This is a genomic window from Brevundimonas sp. (assembly GCF_041911375.1).
In the GTDB taxonomy this organism is placed as follows: domain Bacteria; phylum Pseudomonadota; class Alphaproteobacteria; order Caulobacterales; family Caulobacteraceae; genus Brevundimonas.
Genome location: NZ_JAYRPA010000018.1, coordinates 58,493 through 76,254, shown reverse-complemented (window position 1 = coordinate 76,254; position 17,762 = coordinate 58,493). Strand labels below are relative to the sequence as shown.

General features: G+C 68.5%; 21 protein-coding genes. 8 read left to right on the top strand and 13 right to left on the bottom strand.

The features are described from left to right. The first annotated feature begins 73 nt into the window (after window positions 1–73). Window positions 74–547 carry an SH3 domain-containing protein gene (locus ACE3PU_RS02905; RefSeq protein ID WP_374386455.1) on the top strand — a complete coding sequence of 158 codons (474 nt, stop codon included), beginning with the start codon at window positions 74–76 and terminating at the stop codon, window positions 545–547. Window positions 548–676: 129 nt separating this feature from the next. Here ACE3PU_RS02905 and ACE3PU_RS02900 read toward each other — a convergent pair whose 3' ends face one another. The 5 genes from ACE3PU_RS02900 to ACE3PU_RS02880 all read right to left on the bottom strand — a co-directional run bounded on the left by ACE3PU_RS02900 (window position 677) and on the right by ACE3PU_RS02880 (window position 3,245). Next, complete coding sequence (locus ACE3PU_RS02900) at window positions 677–1,309, bottom strand: helix-turn-helix transcriptional regulator (RefSeq protein ID WP_374386453.1); 633 nt, start codon at window positions 1,307–1,309, stop codon at window positions 677–679. A 61-nt stretch (window positions 1,310–1,370) separates the two neighbouring features. Continuing rightward, complete coding sequence (locus ACE3PU_RS02895) at window positions 1,371–1,796, bottom strand: hypothetical protein (protein ID WP_374386451.1); 426 nt, start codon at window positions 1,794–1,796, stop codon at window positions 1,371–1,373. A 92-nt stretch (window positions 1,797–1,888) separates the two neighbouring features. Beyond that, on the bottom strand, window positions 1,889–2,239 hold the full coding sequence (locus ACE3PU_RS02890; protein ID WP_374386449.1) for a hypothetical protein: 351 nt from the start codon (window positions 2,237–2,239) through the stop codon (window positions 1,889–1,891). 158 nt (window positions 2,240–2,397) lie between these two features. Next, a complete protein-coding gene (locus ACE3PU_RS02885) occupies window positions 2,398–2,796 on the bottom strand; it encodes a PaaI family thioesterase (protein WP_374386447.1) in 399 nt (132 codons plus the stop codon). Continuing rightward, on the bottom strand, window positions 2,793–3,245 hold the full coding sequence (locus tag ACE3PU_RS02880) for a PaaI family thioesterase (protein ID WP_374386445.1): 453 nt from the start codon (window positions 3,243–3,245) through the stop codon (window positions 2,793–2,795). Before ACE3PU_RS02880 ends, ACE3PU_RS02885 begins: the two co-directional genes overlap by 4 nt. 78 nt (window positions 3,246–3,323) lie before the next feature. Between ACE3PU_RS02880 and ACE3PU_RS02875 the strand changes: the two genes are divergently transcribed. Beyond that, complete coding sequence (locus tag ACE3PU_RS02875) at window positions 3,324–4,349, top strand: ligase-associated DNA damage response exonuclease (protein WP_374386443.1); 1,026 nt, start codon at window positions 3,324–3,326, stop codon at window positions 4,347–4,349. Here ACE3PU_RS02875 and ACE3PU_RS02870 read toward each other — a convergent pair. Then, complete coding sequence (locus ACE3PU_RS02870) at window positions 4,346–5,965, bottom strand: response regulator (protein ID WP_374386441.1); 1,620 nt, start codon at window positions 5,963–5,965, stop codon at window positions 4,346–4,348. The two genes, ACE3PU_RS02875 and ACE3PU_RS02870, sit on opposite strands and share 4 nt — an antisense overlap. Before the next feature lie 212 nt (window positions 5,966–6,177). Here ACE3PU_RS02870 and queC point away from each other — a divergent pair, with 212 nt between their 5' ends. From queC to ACE3PU_RS02855, 3 genes are read left to right on the top strand one after another with little or no spacing between them, the layout of a single operon-like run. Continuing rightward, window positions 6,178–6,900, top strand: coding sequence for a 7-cyano-7-deazaguanine synthase QueC (gene queC / locus ACE3PU_RS02865; protein WP_374386439.1), 723 nt, complete (start codon window positions 6,178–6,180; stop codon window positions 6,898–6,900). Continuing rightward, entirely contained in the window at window positions 6,897–7,532 is a 636-nt protein-coding gene (gene queE, locus ACE3PU_RS02860) for a 7-carboxy-7-deazaguanine synthase (RefSeq protein ID WP_374386561.1), read from the top strand. The genes queC and queE overlap by 4 nt, the downstream gene beginning before the upstream one ends. Further along, window positions 7,532–7,900, top strand: coding sequence for a 6-pyruvoyl tetrahydropterin synthase family protein (locus tag ACE3PU_RS02855; protein WP_374386437.1), 369 nt, complete (start codon window positions 7,532–7,534; stop codon window positions 7,898–7,900). The genes queE and ACE3PU_RS02855 overlap by 1 nt, the downstream gene beginning before the upstream one ends. 75 nt (window positions 7,901–7,975) lie before the next feature. On the opposite strand, the gene ACE3PU_RS02850 is transcribed toward ACE3PU_RS02855, so the two are convergent. After that, window positions 7,976–8,254 (bottom strand): hypothetical protein, encoded by a 279-nt coding sequence (locus ACE3PU_RS02850; protein ID WP_374386435.1) that lies wholly within the window; start codon window positions 8,252–8,254, stop codon window positions 7,976–7,978. 58 nt (window positions 8,255–8,312) lie between these two features. Further along, window positions 8,313–9,158, bottom strand: coding sequence for a thioesterase family protein (locus tag ACE3PU_RS02845; RefSeq protein ID WP_374386433.1), 846 nt, complete (start codon window positions 9,156–9,158; stop codon window positions 8,313–8,315). A gap of 179 nt (window positions 9,159–9,337) precedes the next feature. Here ACE3PU_RS02845 and ACE3PU_RS02840 point away from each other — a divergent pair, with 179 nt between their 5' ends. From ACE3PU_RS02840 to ACE3PU_RS02830, 3 genes are read left to right on the top strand one after another with little or no spacing between them, the layout of a single operon-like run. Further along, window positions 9,338–9,826: a winged helix-turn-helix transcriptional regulator gene (locus ACE3PU_RS02840; protein ID WP_374386431.1), complete on the top strand. Its 489-nt coding sequence runs from the start codon at window positions 9,338–9,340 to the stop codon at window positions 9,824–9,826. A gap of 45 nt (window positions 9,827–9,871) precedes the next feature. After that, window positions 9,872–10,573, top strand: a complete 702-nt coding sequence (locus ACE3PU_RS02835; protein ID WP_374386429.1) for a helix-turn-helix transcriptional regulator — start codon at window positions 9,872–9,874, stop codon at window positions 10,571–10,573. Between the two features lie 57 nt (window positions 10,574–10,630). Continuing rightward, window positions 10,631–10,987, top strand: a complete 357-nt coding sequence (locus ACE3PU_RS02830) for a VOC family protein (RefSeq protein WP_374386427.1) — start codon at window positions 10,631–10,633, stop codon at window positions 10,985–10,987. A 279-nt stretch (window positions 10,988–11,266) separates the two neighbouring features. On the opposite strand, the gene mnmA is transcribed toward ACE3PU_RS02830, so the two are convergent. The 5 genes from mnmA to ACE3PU_RS02805 all read right to left on the bottom strand — a co-directional run bounded on the left by mnmA (window position 11,267) and on the right by ACE3PU_RS02805 (window position 17,634). Further along, window positions 11,267–12,469: a tRNA 2-thiouridine(34) synthase MnmA gene (mnmA, locus tag ACE3PU_RS02825; protein ID WP_374386425.1), complete on the bottom strand. Its 1,203-nt coding sequence runs from the start codon at window positions 12,467–12,469 to the stop codon at window positions 11,267–11,269. A gap of 104 nt (window positions 12,470–12,573) precedes the next feature. Next, window positions 12,574–12,858, bottom strand: a complete 285-nt coding sequence (locus ACE3PU_RS02820) for a DUF1153 domain-containing protein (RefSeq protein WP_201217154.1) — start codon at window positions 12,856–12,858, stop codon at window positions 12,574–12,576. 172 nt (window positions 12,859–13,030) lie between these two features. Beyond that, window positions 13,031–14,809 carry a flagellar hook protein FlgE gene (gene flgE / locus ACE3PU_RS02815; RefSeq protein ID WP_374386422.1) on the bottom strand — a complete coding sequence of 593 codons (1,779 nt, stop codon included), beginning with the start codon at window positions 14,807–14,809 and terminating at the stop codon, window positions 13,031–13,033. A gap of 49 nt (window positions 14,810–14,858) precedes the next feature. Further along, on the bottom strand, window positions 14,859–15,584 hold the full coding sequence (locus tag ACE3PU_RS02810) for a flagellar hook assembly protein FlgD (protein WP_374386419.1): 726 nt from the start codon (window positions 15,582–15,584) through the stop codon (window positions 14,859–14,861). A 4-nt stretch (window positions 15,585–15,588) separates the two neighbouring features. Next, window positions 15,589–17,634: a flagellar hook-length control protein FliK gene (locus ACE3PU_RS02805; protein ID WP_374386416.1), complete on the bottom strand. Its 2,046-nt coding sequence runs from the start codon at window positions 17,632–17,634 to the stop codon at window positions 15,589–15,591. Window positions 17,635–17,762: the final 128 nt, after the last annotated feature.

Sequence of the window (17,762 nt, the reverse complement as noted above, 5' to 3'; positions counted from 1 at the left end):
CAGGCTCCGGCAGCCTTCAGCTTCGCCAATGCATTCTCTCACCCATCGGCAACGGGATGACAGGAGAACAGCCATGTCGAACAGGATCTTCAACACCGGTCTGGCCACGGCTGCGGCGCTTGCCGCTCTGGTCACCGCCGCCCCGATGGCGGCCCAGGCTCAGGCCAACGGCATCACCAACTGCGACGCCCCCGGCGGTCGTCAGCAGGTCGGCGCGCTGCTTGGCGCGGTGGTCGGCGGCGTCGTCGGCTCGAACCTGGCGCGCAACGAGCGGACGCTGGGCACCGTGGTCGGCGCCGGCGCGGGCGCGGCGGCCGGTTCCTACATCGGCTGCAACCAGCAGCGCACGCGGGCTGCGGCCCAGGCGAACGCCAACAGCTATCGCGCCGCGTCCAACCTGCGCATCCGCAGCGGTCCCGGCACCAACTATCGCCAGGCCGGCAGCCTGTCGGCGGGCCAGCCGTTCACCGCGATCGGCTCGCAGGGCGAATGGATCCAGATCGCCGGCGGCGGCTGGGTCAACGCCCACTACGTTTCGGCCTACTGACGGCCGCAGATGGCGTCGTGAGGCGCCGGCCACGCCCTTCTTCGCCCCTGGCGTGGCCGGCGTAGCATGATGAAAGGCTCGCGGCGCGCCGTTGAGCTTGGCCCCGTCCGGTCCGCCGGGCGGGGTCTTTTACTGGCTGACCCACAGGATGCGGGCCATCCACTCGATCTCTCGCCGCGGCACCACGCGGGCCGGATAGTCGGGGTTGATCGAGGCGAGGGTGGCGGTCCGTGCAGTCAGGGCTGCCAGTTCTTTGGCGACCACCTCGCCGGTGGACAGGCGGGCGACGACGCGGTCGCCGCGCCGGACCTGGTCGGCCTCGCGATCGACGATGACACGGTCGCCCTCGCGATAGAGCGGCGCCATGGAATCCCCGGTGATCCGCAGGCTGAACAGTCCGTCGCGGGGCCGGGGCAACTCGGTCTGGTCCCAGTCGCCGACAGGCAGGCCGGCGTCGTCGAAAAAGCCGTCCTCCCCGGCGCGCGCCAGCCCCAGCATGGGGATGACGGCGGGACGATCCGGCGCATCGTCCGCCAGCGCCGCGAAGTCCGCCAGCGAGACGCCTGTCGTTTCCAGGATTCGCGTCAGGCTTTCCGTTGACGGCCACCGCGGCCGGGGCGGCTCGCCCGGTCCGAAGCGCTTGGACGGATTGAACGTCGTGGGGTCCAGCCCGGCGCGACGCGCCAACCCCGAGGGCGACAGCCCCTGCTGGCGCGCCAGGTTGTCCAGGGCCTTCCACAGGCGGGCATGCGACAGGGGCAAGGCGACATGCTCCACGAAATGAGTCGCGGATACACTAGGCGAAAGCGATAGGAATGTCTGCCTATTCCAGGCCGGCGGCGCGTCGTTCCTGCCAGGCCCAGAAGGTGCCGACGATCAGGCAGGTGATGATCAGATAGCCGTTCAGGTTCATCACCGTGTACAGCGATGTGATCGGAAGGCGAGTGTCGATCATGATCAGGATATGACTCATCACCGATAGCAGTTGCAGGCCGGACGCCCAGACTGGCCAAGTCCGCCGGGATTTCCAGGCCAATCCGACAAAAACAGTGAGAACGACGACGTCTAGGGCGAACATCGCATAAGGAATATTGCTCGCTCCCATTCCCCCCTGAGTGAGGACCGATGCGAACCAAGCCATAAGATAGGCGCCGGCACCAATCCGTTCGGGATTGTCGCCTTTCAGGAAGGCGAACACGCCCATGCCCACCATGAACACCGCGCCTACCATCGCGTAGAGCATGTTCATACGAAATCACCCCCAAACGCCTTGGCGTCTGGGGGTGATAATGGCTCAGTTCAGCCCCGGAGAATACTCCTCAGGGCCAGATTACGGTAAATTCACGCGACGCGCAGATGGTCCTTGGTCCGATCGCGCGGCTGCGGGTCCAGCCAGTCGTCGGGCTTGCCGACGGGGCCGGCGGCGAAGGTGCCCCAACCCAGGCGGCGGTGATCCTTCTGCATTTCCGCGTGGCAGGCGATGATCGCTTCCCGCGCGACGGCGAGGGCGGCGATGGCTTCCATGGCCTTGGCCTGCGAACCGGTGGCCGCGACGGGCGACAGGGACAGGGCGGCGCGGGCGCCGATGAACGATTGCACCAGCGTCGTGGCCTGCGTGATGGCGGCGTCGACGGCGTGCTCGGTAGCGTAGAGGTCGCCTGCAACGCTGGCGACGACTTCAGTGCGGTCCATGAAAAGCCCCTGTGGGTTGGTCAGCAAGGGCTTAACCCTAACACGGCTTAACCTTGTTTGGTAGGGGCCTGTTTACGATTGTGCAATCGCGCGTAGTTGTCCATGCGCTCAGAGCGAGTGCATCGCGTAAGGCGTTGAAATTAATGCAGCGCTTGCGATCAGGCCTCCGCGTCCAGCAGGAAATGCGCTGTCAGCGAGGCGATGGGCTGCTCGCGCGTGTCCTGCCAGGCCTCGGCCAGGACGTGGGCGACGCGGCGGCCGGCGCGGCTGATGCGTGCGCGGGCGAAGACGTCCCTGGCGCGGCCGGTGCGCAGATAGGCGACCGTAACGTTGATGGGGCGCGGCAGTCGTGCGCCGGGGAAGCTGAGGGCGACCTGGGCGAGCGCGGTCATCTCCAGCAGGGCGGCGGTGGAGCCGCCATGCAGCGCCGGCAGCATCGGATTGCCGATCAGCTTGTCGTCGAACGGCATGACCACGGTCAGTTCGTCGCCGCTCATCCGCGTGGTCAGGTTCAGGAAGCGGGCGTAGGGCAGGCGGTCCAGCAGGGGTTCGGTCACGCGGCGGGCTCCGCGCCGGGGGTCCGGCTCTGATTGATGACGTAGGCGGCCTGGGCGGCGGCCACAGGGTTGGAAGGATCGTCCTCGAAAGCCCATCCGCGTACGAAGGCGACGGTGGGGCTGAGCCGGAAGCATTTCGCCTGGGCCAGAAGGTCGCGCCCCGGTTCGGCCGCTCGCATGTAGTCGACCCGCAGGTCCAGCGTCGCGACGGGCCGGAACGCGTCCATCGCCACCCAGACCGCCAGTCCGCCGACGTGATCCAACAGCGTCGTCACCAGTCCGCCGGCCAGCACGCCCGTCTCGGGATCGCCGACCCATTCGGGGCGCCAAGGCACGCGGATGCGCGGCGCATCGTCATGTAGCCCCTCGAACGTGAAGCCCAGGGCGTGGGTGTGGGCGGCGCCTGAGGCGAGCTGGGGCAATATGGTGGTCAGGAAGGTGTCGGACATGGCTGGGCCCCGTGGCGCGATTCCTTGAGCGTCCTGTATGCAGGGGCGACCCGAAGGCGTCGAGGGCGTTAGGACGACATGATCCGAGCCGAAGACCTGCTGCACCCCACGCCCGCCGGCCTGTACTGCCCGCCGGGGGACTTCTACATCGACCCCGTCCGGCCGGTGGATCGGGCCGTGGTCACCCACGGTCATTCGGACCATGCGCGCGCCGGCCACGGGGCGGTCCTGGCCACGCGCCAGACGCTGAACATCATGGCCGAGCGCTACGGCGAGGCGTTCACGGGACGCGAACAGGCCGCGGCCTACGGCGAGGCGACCGGGATCAACGGCGTGGACCTGCGCCTGGTCCCGGCCGGCCATGTGCTGGGTTCAGCCCAGGTGGAGGTGCGCTGGCGCGGCCTGACCATGGTCGTGTCAGGCGACTACAAGCGTCGTCGCGATCCTACCTGTGCGCCGTTCGAGCCGGTTCCGTGCCATGTCTTCATCTCCGAGGCGACCTTCGGCCTGCCGGTCTTCCGTCACCCGCCGGACACCGAGGAGATCGGCCGCCTGGTGCGGTCGCTGGGCCAGTTCCCGGAGCGGGCGCATCTGGTCGGCGCCTACGCCCTGGGCAAGGCGCAGCGGATCATCCGCCTGCTGCGCGAGGCCGGCTGGACGCGGCCCATCTATGTGCATGGTGCGATGGAGCGGCTGAACGCCCTGTATGAGCGCGAGGGCGTCGACCTGGGCCCGCTGCTGCCGACCCGGGACCTGCCCAAGGGCGCGCTGGGCGGAGAGGTGGCGATCGCGCCGCCCAGCGCGATCCAGGACCGCTGGGCGCGGCGCTTCGCCGATCCCATCGCCGCCTTCGCATCCGGTTGGATGGGCGTGCGGGCGCGGGCGCGTCAGCGGGGCGTGGAGCTGCCGCTGGTCATTTCGGACCACGCGGACTGGAGCGAGCTGACCGCCACTTTCGAGGCGTTGCGGCCCGAAGAGGTGTGGATCACCCACGGACGCGAAGAGGGGCTGCTGCGCTGGGCCGAACTGAACGGCATGAAAGGCCGCGCCCTTCGTCTCGTCGGCTATGACGAGGAGGACGATGCGGAAGACGAAGCGCCTTAGGCGGCGGAGCGATCGCCGTCTGCAGACCCGACTTCGGCCTCGGTTTCCGACAGGGCCGCGTTCATGGCCATCCGCAGCCGCTCGGGCTTGATCGGCTTCTCGACGACGGCGGCCATGCCGATCGACAGATAATGTTTGGCGTCTTCGGGATCGGCGTTGGCCGTCAGGGCGACGATCGGCGTCTGGCCGGCCGCGCCGGGCAGGGCGCGGATCGCCTGGGTCGCCTGAACGCCGTCCATCCGGGGCATCTTGATGTCCATCAGGATCAGGTCGAACCGTTGTTCCTGCACGGCGGCCAAGGCCTCCATGCCGTCTTCCGCCAGCTCGGAGCTGCAGCCGAACATTTCGCACAGCGCCTGGGCGACGACACGGTTGGTGGCGTTGTCGTCGACGATCAGAACGTGAGGCGCGCTCTTCAGCTCCAGGTCGGCGATGTCGGAGACGTTGGACGGCTGCTCATGCTCGATGACGGCGCGTTCGGCGGTGAGGTCGAAAGCGAAGGTGGCGCCGCGACCGGTGTTGTTCTCGGCCCAGATGCGTCCGCCCATCCGTTCGATCACCTGGCGGCAGATCGACAGACCCAGGCCGGCGCCGTCCGGCCCGGAGCCGTGCACGAACGGCTCGAAGATGCAGTTCACCCGGTCGGCGTCCACCCCAGGGCCGTCGTCGCGGACACGGGCCTCGATGTGAACGCGACCCGCCGCGGTCCACGCCTTCATGCCGGCCTCGACCACGCCGTTCCGGGCGAACTTCAGGGCGTTGCCGATCAGGTTGTTGAACACCTGCTTGAGCCGCACGCCGTCGATGACGGCCGCCAGTTCCGTATCGCCCTCATAGCTGACCAGCAGGGTCACGCCGTCCTGAGAGGCGCGCGGCGCCCACATGGCCTGGATGTCGTCGGTCAGCGCACGCAGCGGCGTCGGCGCGGGCGACAGCTCCAGTTCGCCGGCTTCCGCCTTGGACAGGTCGAGGGCGTCCTCCAGGATGCGCAGCAGCGTCTCCGAGGAATCCACGATGGTCTGGACGTGGGCCTGGGCGGCCTGGGTCAGCGGTTGTCGCCGCAGCAGTTCGGCCACGGCCAGGACGCCGTTCATGGGCGTGCGCAGTTCGTGGCTCATGATGGCCAGGAACTGGCTCTTGGCGCGGGCGGCCGCCAGGGCCTGGGCGCGGGTGTCGCTGAGGGCGGCCGCCTGTTCGGCCAGTTCACGGTTCTGGTTGCGCTGGCGCGTATTGACGGCCTGAAGCAGCGTCGCGGCGGTGCCGACCCCCAGATAGAGGCCGTCCCGCGTGACGATGAAGCCGCGCAGCAGGGCCGCCGGGCCGCCCTTGAGCATGATGTCGCAGAAGGAGTCGATCTTCACGCCCGCCTCGACCACGGCGGGCTCGGCGTCCATGACGAAGGTCACCGGCCGCCCCTCGTAGAGCGCATGTCCGTAGGGGCCGGCGATCTTTTCCAGGAAGGCTGTGCGTTCGACCAGGCCGATGGGTCGTCCGTTGTCGATGACCGGAATGACCAGGGTGTCCGGCTCGCACTGGAACCGCGCAAAGACCTCCGACCCGAGCATCGTCGGGGCGATCGGCTTCGGACGCTCGCAGAGGGCCTCGATCGTCGGCATGCGGCATGGAACTCCTGTACTTGGGCCACCATGCCCGCTGAGAATTTGCAGAATCGTTAAGCCACGACTGAACCAAGCCGAGGCGGCGCGCCGGTGTCGGCATCCGGCTTTTGCACCGAGCCGGCCGGTGATGTAGAAGGCCGCTCCGACCCGGCGTGGGTCTCCATCCCTTTGTGCATGCGCGCGGCCGACCGGCCGACCGCAGGTTTGTCATGAGCGTCATCCTGGAAAACACCCCTCCGACCTCGGCTCTCGTCCTGTTTTCGGGCGGACAGGACAGCGCCACCTGCCTGGCCTGGGCGCTGGAGCGGTTCGAGCGCGTCGAGACGGTCGGGTTCGACTATGGCCAGCGCCATGTCGTGGAGATGCAGGCGCGCCAGGCCGTGCGCGACGGGATGCGAAAGGCCCTGCCGCAAGGGGCCGACCGGCTCGGCGACGACCATGTGGTGGACCTGACGGGCTATGGCCGGATCGCCGAAAGCGCCCTGACCGCCGATCGCAAGATCGAGATGGATGCGCGCGGCCTGCCGACGACCTTCGTTCCCGGTCGCAACCTGATCTTCCTGGTCGCGGCGGCGGCGCTGGCGGACCGGCGCGGGCTCCAGGTGCTGGTCGGGGGCATGTGCGAGACGGATTATTCGGGCTATCCGGACTGTCGTCACGAGACGATGGAGGCGATGGCGCGGGCGCTGTCGCTGGGGCTGGACAAGCCGGTCGTGATCGACACGCCGCTAATGTGGCTGACCAAGGCACAGACCTGGGAACTGGCGGAGCGGATCGGCGGTGCGGCGCTGGTCGCGCTGATCATCGAGGACAGCCACACCTGCTACCAGGGCGACCGGACGCATCGGCACGCCTGGGGCTACGGCTGCGGCGAATGCCCGGCGTGCGAGCTGCGCGCGGCCGGTTATGACGAATGGGTCGCCTCGAAGTGACCTATTCGGCCAAGGAAGTCTTTCTGACGGTGCAGGGCGAGGGCGGGCAGGCGGGCCGTCCGGCCGTCTTCCTGCGTTTCGCCGGCTGCAACCTGTGGAGCGGGCGCGAGCAGGACCGGGCGAACGCGGTCTGCACCTTCTGCGACACGGACTTCGTCGGCGTGGACGGCGATGGCGGCGGCAAGTTCGCGACGCCGGATCTGCTGGCCGATCATGTCGCCGCCATGTGGCGGGGACGCGCGGGCGATCCGAAGCTGGTCGTATGCACCGGCGGCGAACCGCTGTTGCAACTGGATGCGCCGCTGATCGCCGCCCTTCACGCACGCGGCTTCGAGATCGCCATCGAAAGCAACGGCACCCTGGTTGCGCCAGACGGCGTCGATTGGATCTGCATCAGTCCCAAGGCCGACGCGGAGGTGGTCCAGACGCGCGGCGCGGAGCTGAAGCTGGTCTATCCGCAGGCCAAGGCCATGCCGGAGCGGTTCGAGCATCTCGATTTCGAGCGGTTCTGGCTGCAGCCCATGGACGGCCCCGATCAGGCGGCCAACACCGCCGCCGCCATCGAATACTGCCTGACCCACCCGCAATGGCGCCTCAGCGTCCAGACTCACAAGTACATCGGCGTCCGCTAATGCCCGTCTTCGAAATCACCAAACAGGCGACGTTCGACGCCGCCCACCACTTCCCCAACGAACCCGAGGGCAGCATCTATCGCCGCGTCCACGGCCACTCCTTCACGGTCGAGGCGACGGTGCGGTCGGAGACGCTGGACGACGAACACGGCTGGGTCGCGGACCTGGGCGCGCTGGACCGGGCGCTGAAGGCGGCGGCCGAGACGCTGGACCACGGCATGCTGAACGAGCACGAGGGGCTGGAGCTGCCCAGCCTGGAGAACCTGTGCCTGTGGTTCGCCAAGACCCTGAAGCCGGATTGGCCGGGGCTGTGCCGGGTGCAGGTGGCGCGGCCGACGATCAACGAGCGGTGCGTGCTGAGCCTGTGACGACCCGCGAGTGTCGCAAACACGCCGCCGGCATGGCGAACGTCTAGCGCCGTGCGCGCGCCATCGGAGCGCGCCCTAGCAGCTCTTGCCCTGGCGCTGGCGTTGCTCGCAGCGGCGCTGTTCGCGTTCCCACTCGCGCTGTTCGCGCTCGCGGCGGGCGCGCGTTTCCTCGTCCGAGGTGGTGACGGCGTCGAAGCCGGCGCCGACCACCGCGCCGGTGGCCTTGGCCGTGCCGCCCACGACGGCGGCTGTGCCGCCGACGACAGCCCCGACGAGGCAGCCCTGAAGCATCAGGCAGCCCCCCAGAACCACCACGATTTTAGAGACGGCGGAAAGGCGATTTCGACGGCGCATGCAGGACGACTCCAGAGATTCGCGATAGTCGCCCGATAAGGGTGAATGGAAGCTGACTTCAGGCGCCGCGTTGCGGAAGAAGTTTGCGACGTTGGCGCGCGATGGCCAGCGGGGTCCCGTCGGCGCCCCAGGCGACCGCTTCGTCCACCGTCCAGCCCAGGCCCAGGTCCAGCATGCGGAACTCGAAGAAGGCCCAGCCGTGGGGCGCGTTCTCCGGCGTCGGATCGGCCAGGATGTCGATGCGGAAGTCCACCGTGGTCATGGCGGCCGGCGTCTTCGACGTGGTCCAGGCCGGCGGATAGAGGGCGTCCAGCAGATAGCACAGGCCGACCTCGTCCAGCGGCCGGCCGTCGGCCAGCCGCATCCAGGTCCGCTCCACCGCCGCCTTGCCTTCGTTGCCGCCCAGGATGTTGGGGCCGCCGTCGAAGCGGTAGTCGACATGCCGCGAGAAGTGCGGCGCCATCGGGCCGCCGATGCGCGCCTCAGGGTCCAGACCGTCCAGCGGCGGAGGCGGGACATGGAGCGGCCTCAACGGCGGCGTCTGGGCGTCCAGTCCGTAGGTGCCGGTGGCGTGATGGGTCATGCGGCCGTCCTGGTCCGCCTCCACCGACGCATAGATGACGTTCCGGCCGCCCCGCAGCAGGCGGGGACGGAAGGCGACCGGCTCGCCGAACTTCGCCGCGGACAGATACTGGACCGACAGGGTGCGAAGCGGCGCCGTGATCGCCAGGCCTTGCCGCATGGCCTGGGCGCACAGGGCGGCCAGCAGCCCCCCGAACGGAAAGCCCTTTTCCGGCGGCAGGCTGTTGGGGCCGTTGGAGAAGTCGCCCGCCACGGCGGCGGAGAGGGCGCCGTCTTCCAGAACCCGGAACGACAAGGCGTCATCGAGGGAGAGGGGCGTCATCATGGCGCGATCCGTGGGCAGGCAAGGGGGACGGAGGGTCGGCGTCGACCCTCCGCCAGTCAAGGAACAGGAACGGCGAACCGAAAGGCCCGCAAGTCCGTTGTCAAACAAGACTGACCGACTGGGTTCGGATTGGCAACCCTCTTGCCAACAGGCTGACGCGGCGTCACCTTCCGCCCATGGGACGCACCGCCGACTACAGCCGCCAAAGCTGCTCCATCGCCGCCACTCTGGAGGTGATCGGCGACCCGTGGACCCTGCTGGTCATCCGTGACGCCTTCAACGGCGTCAGTCGGTTTGAGCAGTGGCAGGACAATCTGGGCGTGGCCAGGAACGTCCTGGCCGCCCGACTGAAGAGCCTGGTCCAGCACGGGGTGCTGGAGCCGCGTCTCTATTCCGAGCGTCCGCCGCGCAACGAATACGTTCTGACGGCCAAGGGCAAGGATCTGTATGGCGTGCTGGTCACCCTGCACGGCTGGGGCGCCAAGCACGTCTATGGCGACGCCGACAGCGGCATCGACATGGTCCACAAGACCTGCGGCCATACCCTGACCCCGCGCATCGCCTGCGGCTGCTGCAACGAGATCGTCAAGCCGAGGGATATTCGCCTGACTCGGGCCGAGAACCGGCCGACGGTCGGCGACGTCATGCCGAAGGAAGCGGCCTAGACGGTTGCTGCCGCTTTCTGTCAGCAGGTCTGCTAGGCTTGCGGCGTGTCTCGTTCCGAACGCCTCTTTGACCTGCTGAACGCCCTCAGGCGGCATCGCCGGCCGGTCAGCGGACAGACGCTGGCGGACGAGATGGGCGTCAGCATCCGCACCCTCTATCGCGACATCGCCAGCCTGCAGGCGCAGGGCGCCACCATCGAGGGCGAACCGGGCGTCGGCTATGTGCTTCGGCCGGGCTTCCTGCTGCCGCCGATGATGTTCACGCCCGAGGAGATCGAGGCCCTGGTCCTGGGCTCGCGCTGGGTGGCCGAGCGCGCGGACGGACGTCTTCGCGATGCGGCGCTGAGCGCGCTGGGACGGATCGGGGCCGTGCTGCCGAGCGACCTGCGCGACGAGATGGAAGCCTCGTCCCTCTTCGTGGTTCCAGGCGCGCCGTTCCCCGTCGATACGGTCGATCCAGCCCTGCTGCGCAAGGCGATCCGAACCGAGCGGCGGCTGACCCTGTGCTATCGCGACGAGGCCGGTGCGGCGTCGGAACGGGTGGTCTGGCCGTTCGCGCTGGCCTTCTTTGATCGAGTGCGGCTGCTTCTGGCGTGGTGCGAGCTGCGGCAGGATTTCCGCAGCTTCCGCACGGACCGGATCGTCGAGGCCGAGGTGCAGGAAGGGCGCTATCCGGCGCGACGTCAGGCGCTGATGAAGACTTTCCGCGAGATACAGGAAAAGCGGCGCGCGGAAGAACGCTGCTGACGGAAACTGGCAGTGTCGCGGTCTAGTTTGTTCCTGTCGAAACGATGGGAGGCGCTGATGACCGAGGCTGAAGACATCCTTCTGGACGTGGCCGATCCGGAGGCCAGCGCGCGGTTCTACGCCGGTCTTCTGGCGATCCGTCCGCTGGAGTCCGGGCCGGACCATGCGCTGTTCCTGCTGGGCTCCGGCCGGGCGCTCAGCCTGTGGCGACGGTCACGCGACCGGCCCGACGGCCTTAATGTACGTGAGGTGACCTTCCGCATGGACGGCCGGAGCGCGGTGGACGAAACCCATATGGACTGGTGGGACCGCGGCGCGCGTATCGTCCTGCCGCCGATGGACCTGGCGTGCGGCCGAAGCTTCGTGGCCCGCGATCCGGACGGGCATCGGCTGCGGGTCTACGCCGAGGCGTGACCGTCGGCGCAGTCCAGCGACCGCGCGCCGAAGCCGCCTATTCCCGCACATGCTTGTCCAGAAAGGCCAGGTAACCGTCTTGCGCCGTGATGCCAGCATCGGCCTTGTGATGCGGTCTGCGTGAAACAGGGGGGGCGAGACGGCGCGGCGCCGCTCGGCGTCGGTGGCGGATCGTCCCAGGGCAGGCGGCCCAGCGCATCGGATCCTCGCGACGGTTGATGACTTAAGGAGGCTTTACAACAGCACGACGGATGTGTCCTGCCTTCTTGAGGCACGGCGCTAGGCGACGGCCGCCTTGGTGTCGCGGATGAAGCCGCCGCCCAGGACCCGGTCGGGGTCGGCCGGATCGTAGAGCGCGCAGGCCTGGCCGGGAGCGACGCCTTCCTCGCCCTGGTCGAAAACGACCGCAACGGCGCCGTCGATCAGGGCCAGACGAGCAGGGGAGGGCTGACGCGTCGAACGCACGCGGGCCAGCACGGGGGCGCCGCTCTGGGCGGCCTCGGCGATGGTGGCCTGGTCGCCCAGCCAGTTGGTTTCTTCCAGCGTCAGCGAGGCCGTCAAAAGGGCTTCGCGCGGGCCGACGATGACGCGGCGCGTCTCGGGGTCCAGCTTGGTCACGAACAGGGGCTCGCCCACCGCGACGTTCAGGCCGCGACGTTGGCCGATGGTGTAGTCGGTGATGCCGGCGTGGGCGCCCAGAACGCGGCCGTCCATATGCACGATCTCGCCGGCCTCGCGCCCCTGCGGACGCAGGCGGTCGATCAGGGTGCGGTAATCGCCTGACGGCACGAAGCAGATGTCCTGGCTGTCCGGCTTGGCGGCGATCCTCAGGCCCAGCTCGGCGGCGACGCCGCGCACCTGCGGCTTTTCCAGGTCGGCCAGGGGGAAACGCAGATAGTCGAGTTGGTCCTGAGTGGTGGCGAACAGGAAGTAGGACTGGTCGCGCGAGTGATCGACCGCCTTGCGCATCTGCGAGCGATTGCCTGCGGCGGCGCGGCGGACGTAATGGCCCGTGGCCATGGCCTCGGCCCCCAGGTCGCGCGCGACGTCCAGCAGGTCGCGGAACTTCACGGTCTGATTGCAGCGGATGCAGGGGACCGGCGTCTGGCCCTTCAGATAGCTGTCTGCGAACTGGTCGATGACGGCGTCCTTGAACCGGCTTTCGTAGTCCAGGACATAGTGGGGAATGCCGATCATCTCGGCGGCCAGACGGGCGTCGTGAATGTCCTGGCCAGCGCAGCAGGCGCCCTTCTTCTTCAGCGCGGCGCCGTGATCGTAGAGCTGCAGGGTCACGCCCACGACGTCATAGCCGGCCTTGTGCAGCAGGGCCGCGACGACGGTGGAATCCACGCCGCCGGACATGGCGGCCACCACGCGTGCCCCGACGGGCAGGCCGACCGCCCGGCGCGCGCTCTCGACCGCCGCATCCATGTCGGTGCGGACGATGTCGGGGACGGCGCAGATGTCTTCGACCAGGGTCATCGCCGCCATTTAGGGCCGATCCGGCGCGATTTCGAGGCCCCGAACGCAACAAGGGCCGCATCCGTCGCCGGATGCGGCCCTTGTCGGTCTTCGGGGAGATCCTTCTAGGAGCGATAGCTCTGGATGCGCGTCGTGCGCAGCCCCTGCATGCCCCACTTGTCGATGGCCTTCTGCCAAGCGAGGAATTCTTCGGCCGTCAGGCGATACTTCGCCAGGGCGTCGTCCAGGCTGATCAAGCCGCCGCGCACGGCGGCGACGACCTCCGCCTTGCGGCGGATCACCCAGCGGTCCGTGTTCGACGGCGGCAGGTCTTTGAGGGTCAGGGGCGTGCCGGTGGGTCCGACCACGTATTGTTCGCCTTTGCTGTTAAGGCGTCGCTCTTGCAACATGGGCTTATGCCTCTTTCACCAACACCGTAGTCCGGTGAAGGTACCCACGCGCCGCTAAAGGCCGTTTAAGCGTCGTGGTGAAGGAACGACTAACCGCCGTCCCTTCCCGTGCGACTTTCTCAACGATGGTTGAGCGACGATTCATGGAGTTCAACGCTTACTTACCCGCCGATCAACGTTTGATGTTGATCAGCTCGGCCAGCATTTCGTCGGCCGTGGTGATGATCTTGGACGAGGCGGAATAAGCCCGCTGGGTCGTGATCAGGTTGGTGAATTCCTGCGACAGGTCGACGGTGGAGGCTTCCAGCTGCTGGGCGGCGATGAAACCCGCGCCGCCCGTGCCCGCCGCCTTCAGATTGAAGGTGCCGGACTGAAGGCTGACGGCGTAGGCGTTGCCGGACACTTCCTTGAGGCTGTCGGGGCTGGGGAAGGTGGCGACCGCCACCTGAGCGATGCGGCGCATCACGCCGTTGTCGAAGATGGCGGTGACGAAACCGCTCTCGTCGATGGTGATTTCGCTGAGGTTGCCGAAGGCCGTGCCGTTGGTGACGGTCGATTGCACCACCGAGGCCGTATTCAGCTGGCTGAGGCCGCCGGCCGAGGTGTTGAGGTCCAGCGTCACCGTCTGAGCCGCGATGCCCAGGCCGTCCGCCCACTTCACCTTGCCATCGTCCAGGGGATCGTTCGGATCGATCGTGTTGGTCGGGTCCGACTCCTCGAAGGTCAGGGTCGCCTGGGTCGGGTCGGCGAACAGGCCCATGCCCGCCGGCCAGCTCTGCATGGTGTCGACATCGAGGCGGCCGGAAGGGGTGAAGGCGATCAGGCCCGTCTTGATCTGCCCGTTCGAGTAGGGGGCGCCTGTCACCACGTCGTCAGCGGGAACCGCGACGATTTCGGCGTACCACTGGTTCGGCTCTTCGCTCTTGAGGAAACGGATTTCCAGGTTGCGTTGACCACCCTTGGAGTCGGACACCGGGATGTTCATCTTGAAATCGGGCTTAACGCCGACGGGGTTGTCGTCGTCGGCGTTGTACATCGCCATGGAGTTGACCCGCGGGTCGTACTTCGTCTTGGCGATGCCGTCCGTCGTCATGCCCAGGTCGGCGAGCGCAACCGTGTAGGCGGCGGGCGGGGGCGTGCCGGTGGTCGGCGTGATGGTGATGTCGCCGCCCGCGACCGCGGATGTTCCGTTGCTGCTCAGCGCGTTGTCCGGGACGAAGCTGGTCAGGGCGCCGGCGGCGTCATAGGTGGCGACGCCCTTGATCGTGATGATCCCGGACTTGATCGTGACGTTGTAGGTCCCGTCCGCCTGGCGGGCGTAGTTGACGCTGAAGTCGCGTTCCACCGGCGGGACGGCGGTGTCTTCAACGCCCTTGTACGATTGCGAGGCCGCAGCGCTGGACAACTCCTGCGTCGAGCGCAGGTTGGCGTTGATCTGGACGCGCGTGGTCGGCTCGGCGGTGCCGCCGACCGAGCCGATGTTGATCGAACGCAGGCGCGACAGATCCGACGGGTCGGTCGAGATCTCGCCGTTGGAGTCGACCGGCCATCCTTGCAGATAAAGGCCGGCGCTGTTCTTCAGATAGCCCAGGTTGTCGACGCGGAAGGCGCCGGCGCGGGTGAACAGGCGGGTGTCCGTGGCGGCGACGCCTTCGGCCTTGTCGGTCACCACGAAGAAGCCCTGGCCGTCCACCGCCAGATCGGTGCTTTCGGTGGTGCGCTGCAGTTGCCCTTCCTGGCTGATGAAGGAGCGGGCGCTCAGCGAGACGCCGCCGGCGGAGTAGCCGCCGCCCGACTTGGACTGGCTGTTCACCAGGGTCTGGAACTCGCCCTGGGTGCGCTTGTAGCCGACGGTGTTGACGTTCGCGATGTTCTGGGAAATCGCAGCCAGTGCAGCGGAGTTGGAGGTCAGGCCGGACACGCCGGCCAGCATGGCGCTGTTGAGGCTCATTGGGGTCGCTCCTTAAGCGAAACGGTCATCGAAAAGGCGGCGGAGCGCATCATGCGGCCGCCTCCTCGGTCGGGACGTCCGGATTCTCCGTATCGTCGTTGTCGTCGTTCGCGCGGATCTCGTTCAGCGAGATCACGGTCGAAAGCGGAAGGATGGAATCGCCGATCACCAGGTAGGGCTGGCCGTCGTACATCTCGACGCCGGTGACCCGGCCCTGGATCAGGGCCTGGCTGTCGATCTTGGCGCCCGTATCGTTCGTGGCGGTGACCTTCAGGGTGTAGACGCCGCCTTCCTGGTCCAGCGTGTCGCCGCCCTTCAGCTTTCCGTCCCAGGTGAAGGAATGGATGCCGGAGGACTTGTCCGGGGCGTCTCCTTCCCAGACCACGGCGCCCTTGCTGTCCACGACCTGCAGGGTGACGTTCTTGGCGTCCTCGGCCAATTCATAGGACCAGGTCGCCTTGCCGTCCTCGAACGAGGTCGCGGTCCAGGCGGCGGTCACTTCCTTGCCGATATAGTTCGACGCGCTGTCCAGGCCTCCGCCCGCCTGGGCCGCCACCAGGCTGGTCAGCAGGTCGTTGGTCAGCAGTTGCTGCTCCACGCCGGCCATCTGGGTCAGCTGGGCGGTGAACTCGTTGGAATCCAGCGGCGACAACGGGTCCTGGTTCCGGAGCTGCGTCGTCAGCAGCGTCAGGAAGGTCTCGAAGTTGTCGAACAGCGCGGTGGAGCCGGTGTTCAGGCGGGCGGCGGCGTCATTGGCGGAAACGGCTGTGGGCATGGTGTCAGACCCTCACATCGACGCGATCGGGCGTCGTGGCATGGTTGGTCCAGGCGCCGGGCGGAGGCGCGGCGGCTAGGTCGGCCTGGGCGGCCAGGCGGGAGCCGCCGGCGAACAGGGCGTTGCGTTGTTGCTGGCGGTCAAAGGCGCCGCCGCCCGAAGACGGGTCGCGCTGGTAGAAGTCGAGCGCCTCGTTCGAAACCTGGAACCCCGCTTCCTGCAGTTGCCGCCGCAGCTCGTCGGCTCGGCCGCGCAGATCAGCGGCTGCCGCGGGATTGTCGAAGGCCAGGCGCGCCGCCAGCTGGCCGTCTGAATCGATCTCGACCGTCACGTCGACGCGCCCCAGATCCTCAGGCGTCAGCACCATGTCGAAGCGGGTCGAGCGGCCTTCCAGCTTGCGCGCGATCTGGGCGGCCAGGTTGGCGGTGGTCTCGATCGTGGCGCGCGACAGGCTGGACGCCAGCGGGTCCCGGGCGACGGCGGCGGTCGCCTCTGCTGCGCGGGCCGTTTCGGGCGACAGCTCCGCCGAGGCGGGCAGGGGATCGACCAGGCGCTCAACCGCCGGGGACGGCGCAGGCGCGGCGTCGGCCGTGACGGCCGAAGGGGTGATGTCCGTCAGCGCGGATGCGCCCGAGGCGGCGACGGTGGGAGCCGTCTGCGTCACCGGCTCGGTCCTGGCGGCGCCGCCGGACGCGTCGGATGATCCGGCCGCGAGACGCGCATGGAGGCGCGCGCTCTCATCCCGCAGCGGGCGAAGCGGCTCTGGATGCGCGTCGGGCCTGGCGATGACCGGACCGGCAGCCGGCTGGGCGTCGGTCGAGGCGACGCCGTCCGGCTCGGCGGCGGCCGGCGAGTCAGAGGCGACATACGCCTCGTCGCTGTCCATGGCCGCCTGGGCCGTGACAGCCGCAGTGGCCAAGACCTGGCCGGGAACGGACGGCGCCGCCGGTCGCTGCAGGACGGCGGCGATCTGGACCGACGGAGCCGGGGAAGGCGCGGGCTTGTCGGCGGCGACCGGGATCGGCTCCGCGTCGACGTTCGTCACAGGGGAGGCGGAGGCGGTGTCATCGGCCGCCTCGGCCGCCCGCGACGCCAGGACGCCGGGCGCGCCGACCTCGACCTTCGGGGCCGGGCTCGGAGACTGGTCTTCGGCGTCGGTCGCGACAGAAAGCGTCGCCCTCACGGCCTGGGCGTCGTCGGAGCTGACAGGCGCAGGCAAGGCGTCGGCCGCTGCCGGCGCCGGGGCGAGTTCGCGCGTGGCGGAGACGGATGCGGCGACCGCCTTGACGACGGGTTCGGCGGCGGCCTGCTGCGGCGCGGCCTGCGCCTTGGGCTTGTCCTGGATCAGTGTCGAAGGCGCTGCGGCTTCAGCACGGGACGGAACGTCCTTTGTGAACGTGCTGGGCGTCGAGGGAGCAGGGGCTGCGTCGACGGCTTTCCCAGCACCGACGCGCATGGAAGCCTCGCTGGCTTCATTGGTCAGCGCCTGCATGGCGCGATCGCTCACGATCGGCTCCCCAGGGGCCTGGCCTTGGGTCGCAACGGTGGACGGAGACGGCGGTGCGGCGGGCGCCTCCTCAATCGTCACGCCGCCTTCGATGGCCGCAGACGGGGGCGGCGCCGCCACGATGGCCGGGGTTTCCAGGCCGACGACCGGAGCCGGCGTCTCGACCGGCGAATCCGCCGCCGTGGCGGATTCCGATGCCGGGGCGTCGGCCTCCCTGGAAGCGCTCTCGGTCGCCTCGACAATCTCGGGCGTGGGGACGATCGTTACAGGCGCGGCGACGACGGCCGGCGTCATCGTCTCAGCCCATTGCGTCGTCTCAGCCAGGTGTGTCGCGAGGCGTCCGGTCAGACGGCCCGGCTTTGCGGCGCCGTCCGCCGTGGCGGCTTTGCCCTCGCCCGCGAGGTCGCGACGACCCGAGGACTCCGCGACCCCGGCCATCGCCAGGGCGAAGGCCTCGGCGGCGTCTTGGACGCCGCCCGGCGTGGAGGCGCCGGCGCCGGCGGAAGCCGGAACAGGAGCGATGAGGGCGGCGGCGGAGGGCATGCGGGCGCAGGCGCTTTCTGAAAAAGGGGCGGCGCCTGCTGCGCCTGAATGTTCGCCGCTCGCATCGCAAGCGCCGGGCCAAGCCGGCTGGCCTGAGAATATCAAACGAAAACAGACGGTTGTTTTCA

Excerpts from the sequence above, each read along its gene's own strand:
- ACE3PU_RS02905 (WP_374386455.1), top strand. The coding sequence starts at position 74 with ATGTCGAACAGGATCTTCAACACCGGTCTGGCCACGGCTGCGGCGCTT.
- ACE3PU_RS02895 (WP_374386451.1), bottom strand. The coding sequence starts at position 1,796 with ATGAACATGCTCTACGCGATGGTAGGCGCGGTGTTCATGGTGGGCATG.
- ACE3PU_RS02890 (WP_374386449.1), bottom strand. The coding sequence starts at position 2,239 with ATGGACCGCACTGAAGTCGTCGCCAGCGTTGCAGGCGACCTCTACGCT.
- ACE3PU_RS02880 (WP_374386445.1), bottom strand. The coding sequence starts at position 3,245 with ATGTCCGACACCTTCCTGACCACCATATTGCCCCAGCTCGCCTCAGGC.
- ACE3PU_RS02875 (WP_374386443.1), top strand. The coding sequence starts at position 3,324 with ATGATCCGAGCCGAAGACCTGCTGCACCCCACGCCCGCCGGCCTGTAC.
- ACE3PU_RS02870 (WP_374386441.1), bottom strand. The coding sequence starts at position 5,965 with ATGCCGACGATCGAGGCCCTCTGCGAGCGTCCGAAGCCGATCGCCCCG.
- queC (WP_374386439.1), top strand. The coding sequence starts at position 6,178 with ATGAGCGTCATCCTGGAAAACACCCCTCCGACCTCGGCTCTCGTCCTG.
- ACE3PU_RS02855 (WP_374386437.1), top strand. The coding sequence starts at position 7,532 with ATGCCCGTCTTCGAAATCACCAAACAGGCGACGTTCGACGCCGCCCAC.
- ACE3PU_RS02850 (WP_374386435.1), bottom strand. The coding sequence starts at position 8,254 with ATGCGCCGTCGAAATCGCCTTTCCGCCGTCTCTAAAATCGTGGTGGTT.
- ACE3PU_RS02845 (WP_374386433.1), bottom strand. The coding sequence starts at position 9,158 with ATGACGCCCCTCTCCCTCGATGACGCCTTGTCGTTCCGGGTTCTGGAA.
- ACE3PU_RS02840 (WP_374386431.1), top strand. The coding sequence starts at position 9,338 with ATGGGACGCACCGCCGACTACAGCCGCCAAAGCTGCTCCATCGCCGCC.
- ACE3PU_RS02830 (WP_374386427.1), top strand. The coding sequence starts at position 10,631 with ATGACCGAGGCTGAAGACATCCTTCTGGACGTGGCCGATCCGGAGGCC.
- mnmA (WP_374386425.1), bottom strand. The coding sequence starts at position 12,469 with ATGACCCTGGTCGAAGACATCTGCGCCGTCCCCGACATCGTCCGCACC.
- ACE3PU_RS02820 (WP_201217154.1), bottom strand. The coding sequence starts at position 12,858 with ATGTTGCAAGAGCGACGCCTTAACAGCAAAGGCGAACAATACGTGGTC.
- flgE (WP_374386422.1), bottom strand. The coding sequence starts at position 14,809 with ATGAGCCTCAACAGCGCCATGCTGGCCGGCGTGTCCGGCCTGACCTCC.
- ACE3PU_RS02810 (WP_374386419.1), bottom strand. The coding sequence starts at position 15,584 with ATGCCCACAGCCGTTTCCGCCAATGACGCCGCCGCCCGCCTGAACACC.
- ACE3PU_RS02805 (WP_374386416.1), bottom strand. The coding sequence starts at position 17,634 with ATGCCCTCCGCCGCCGCCCTCATCGCTCCTGTTCCGGCTTCCGCCGGC.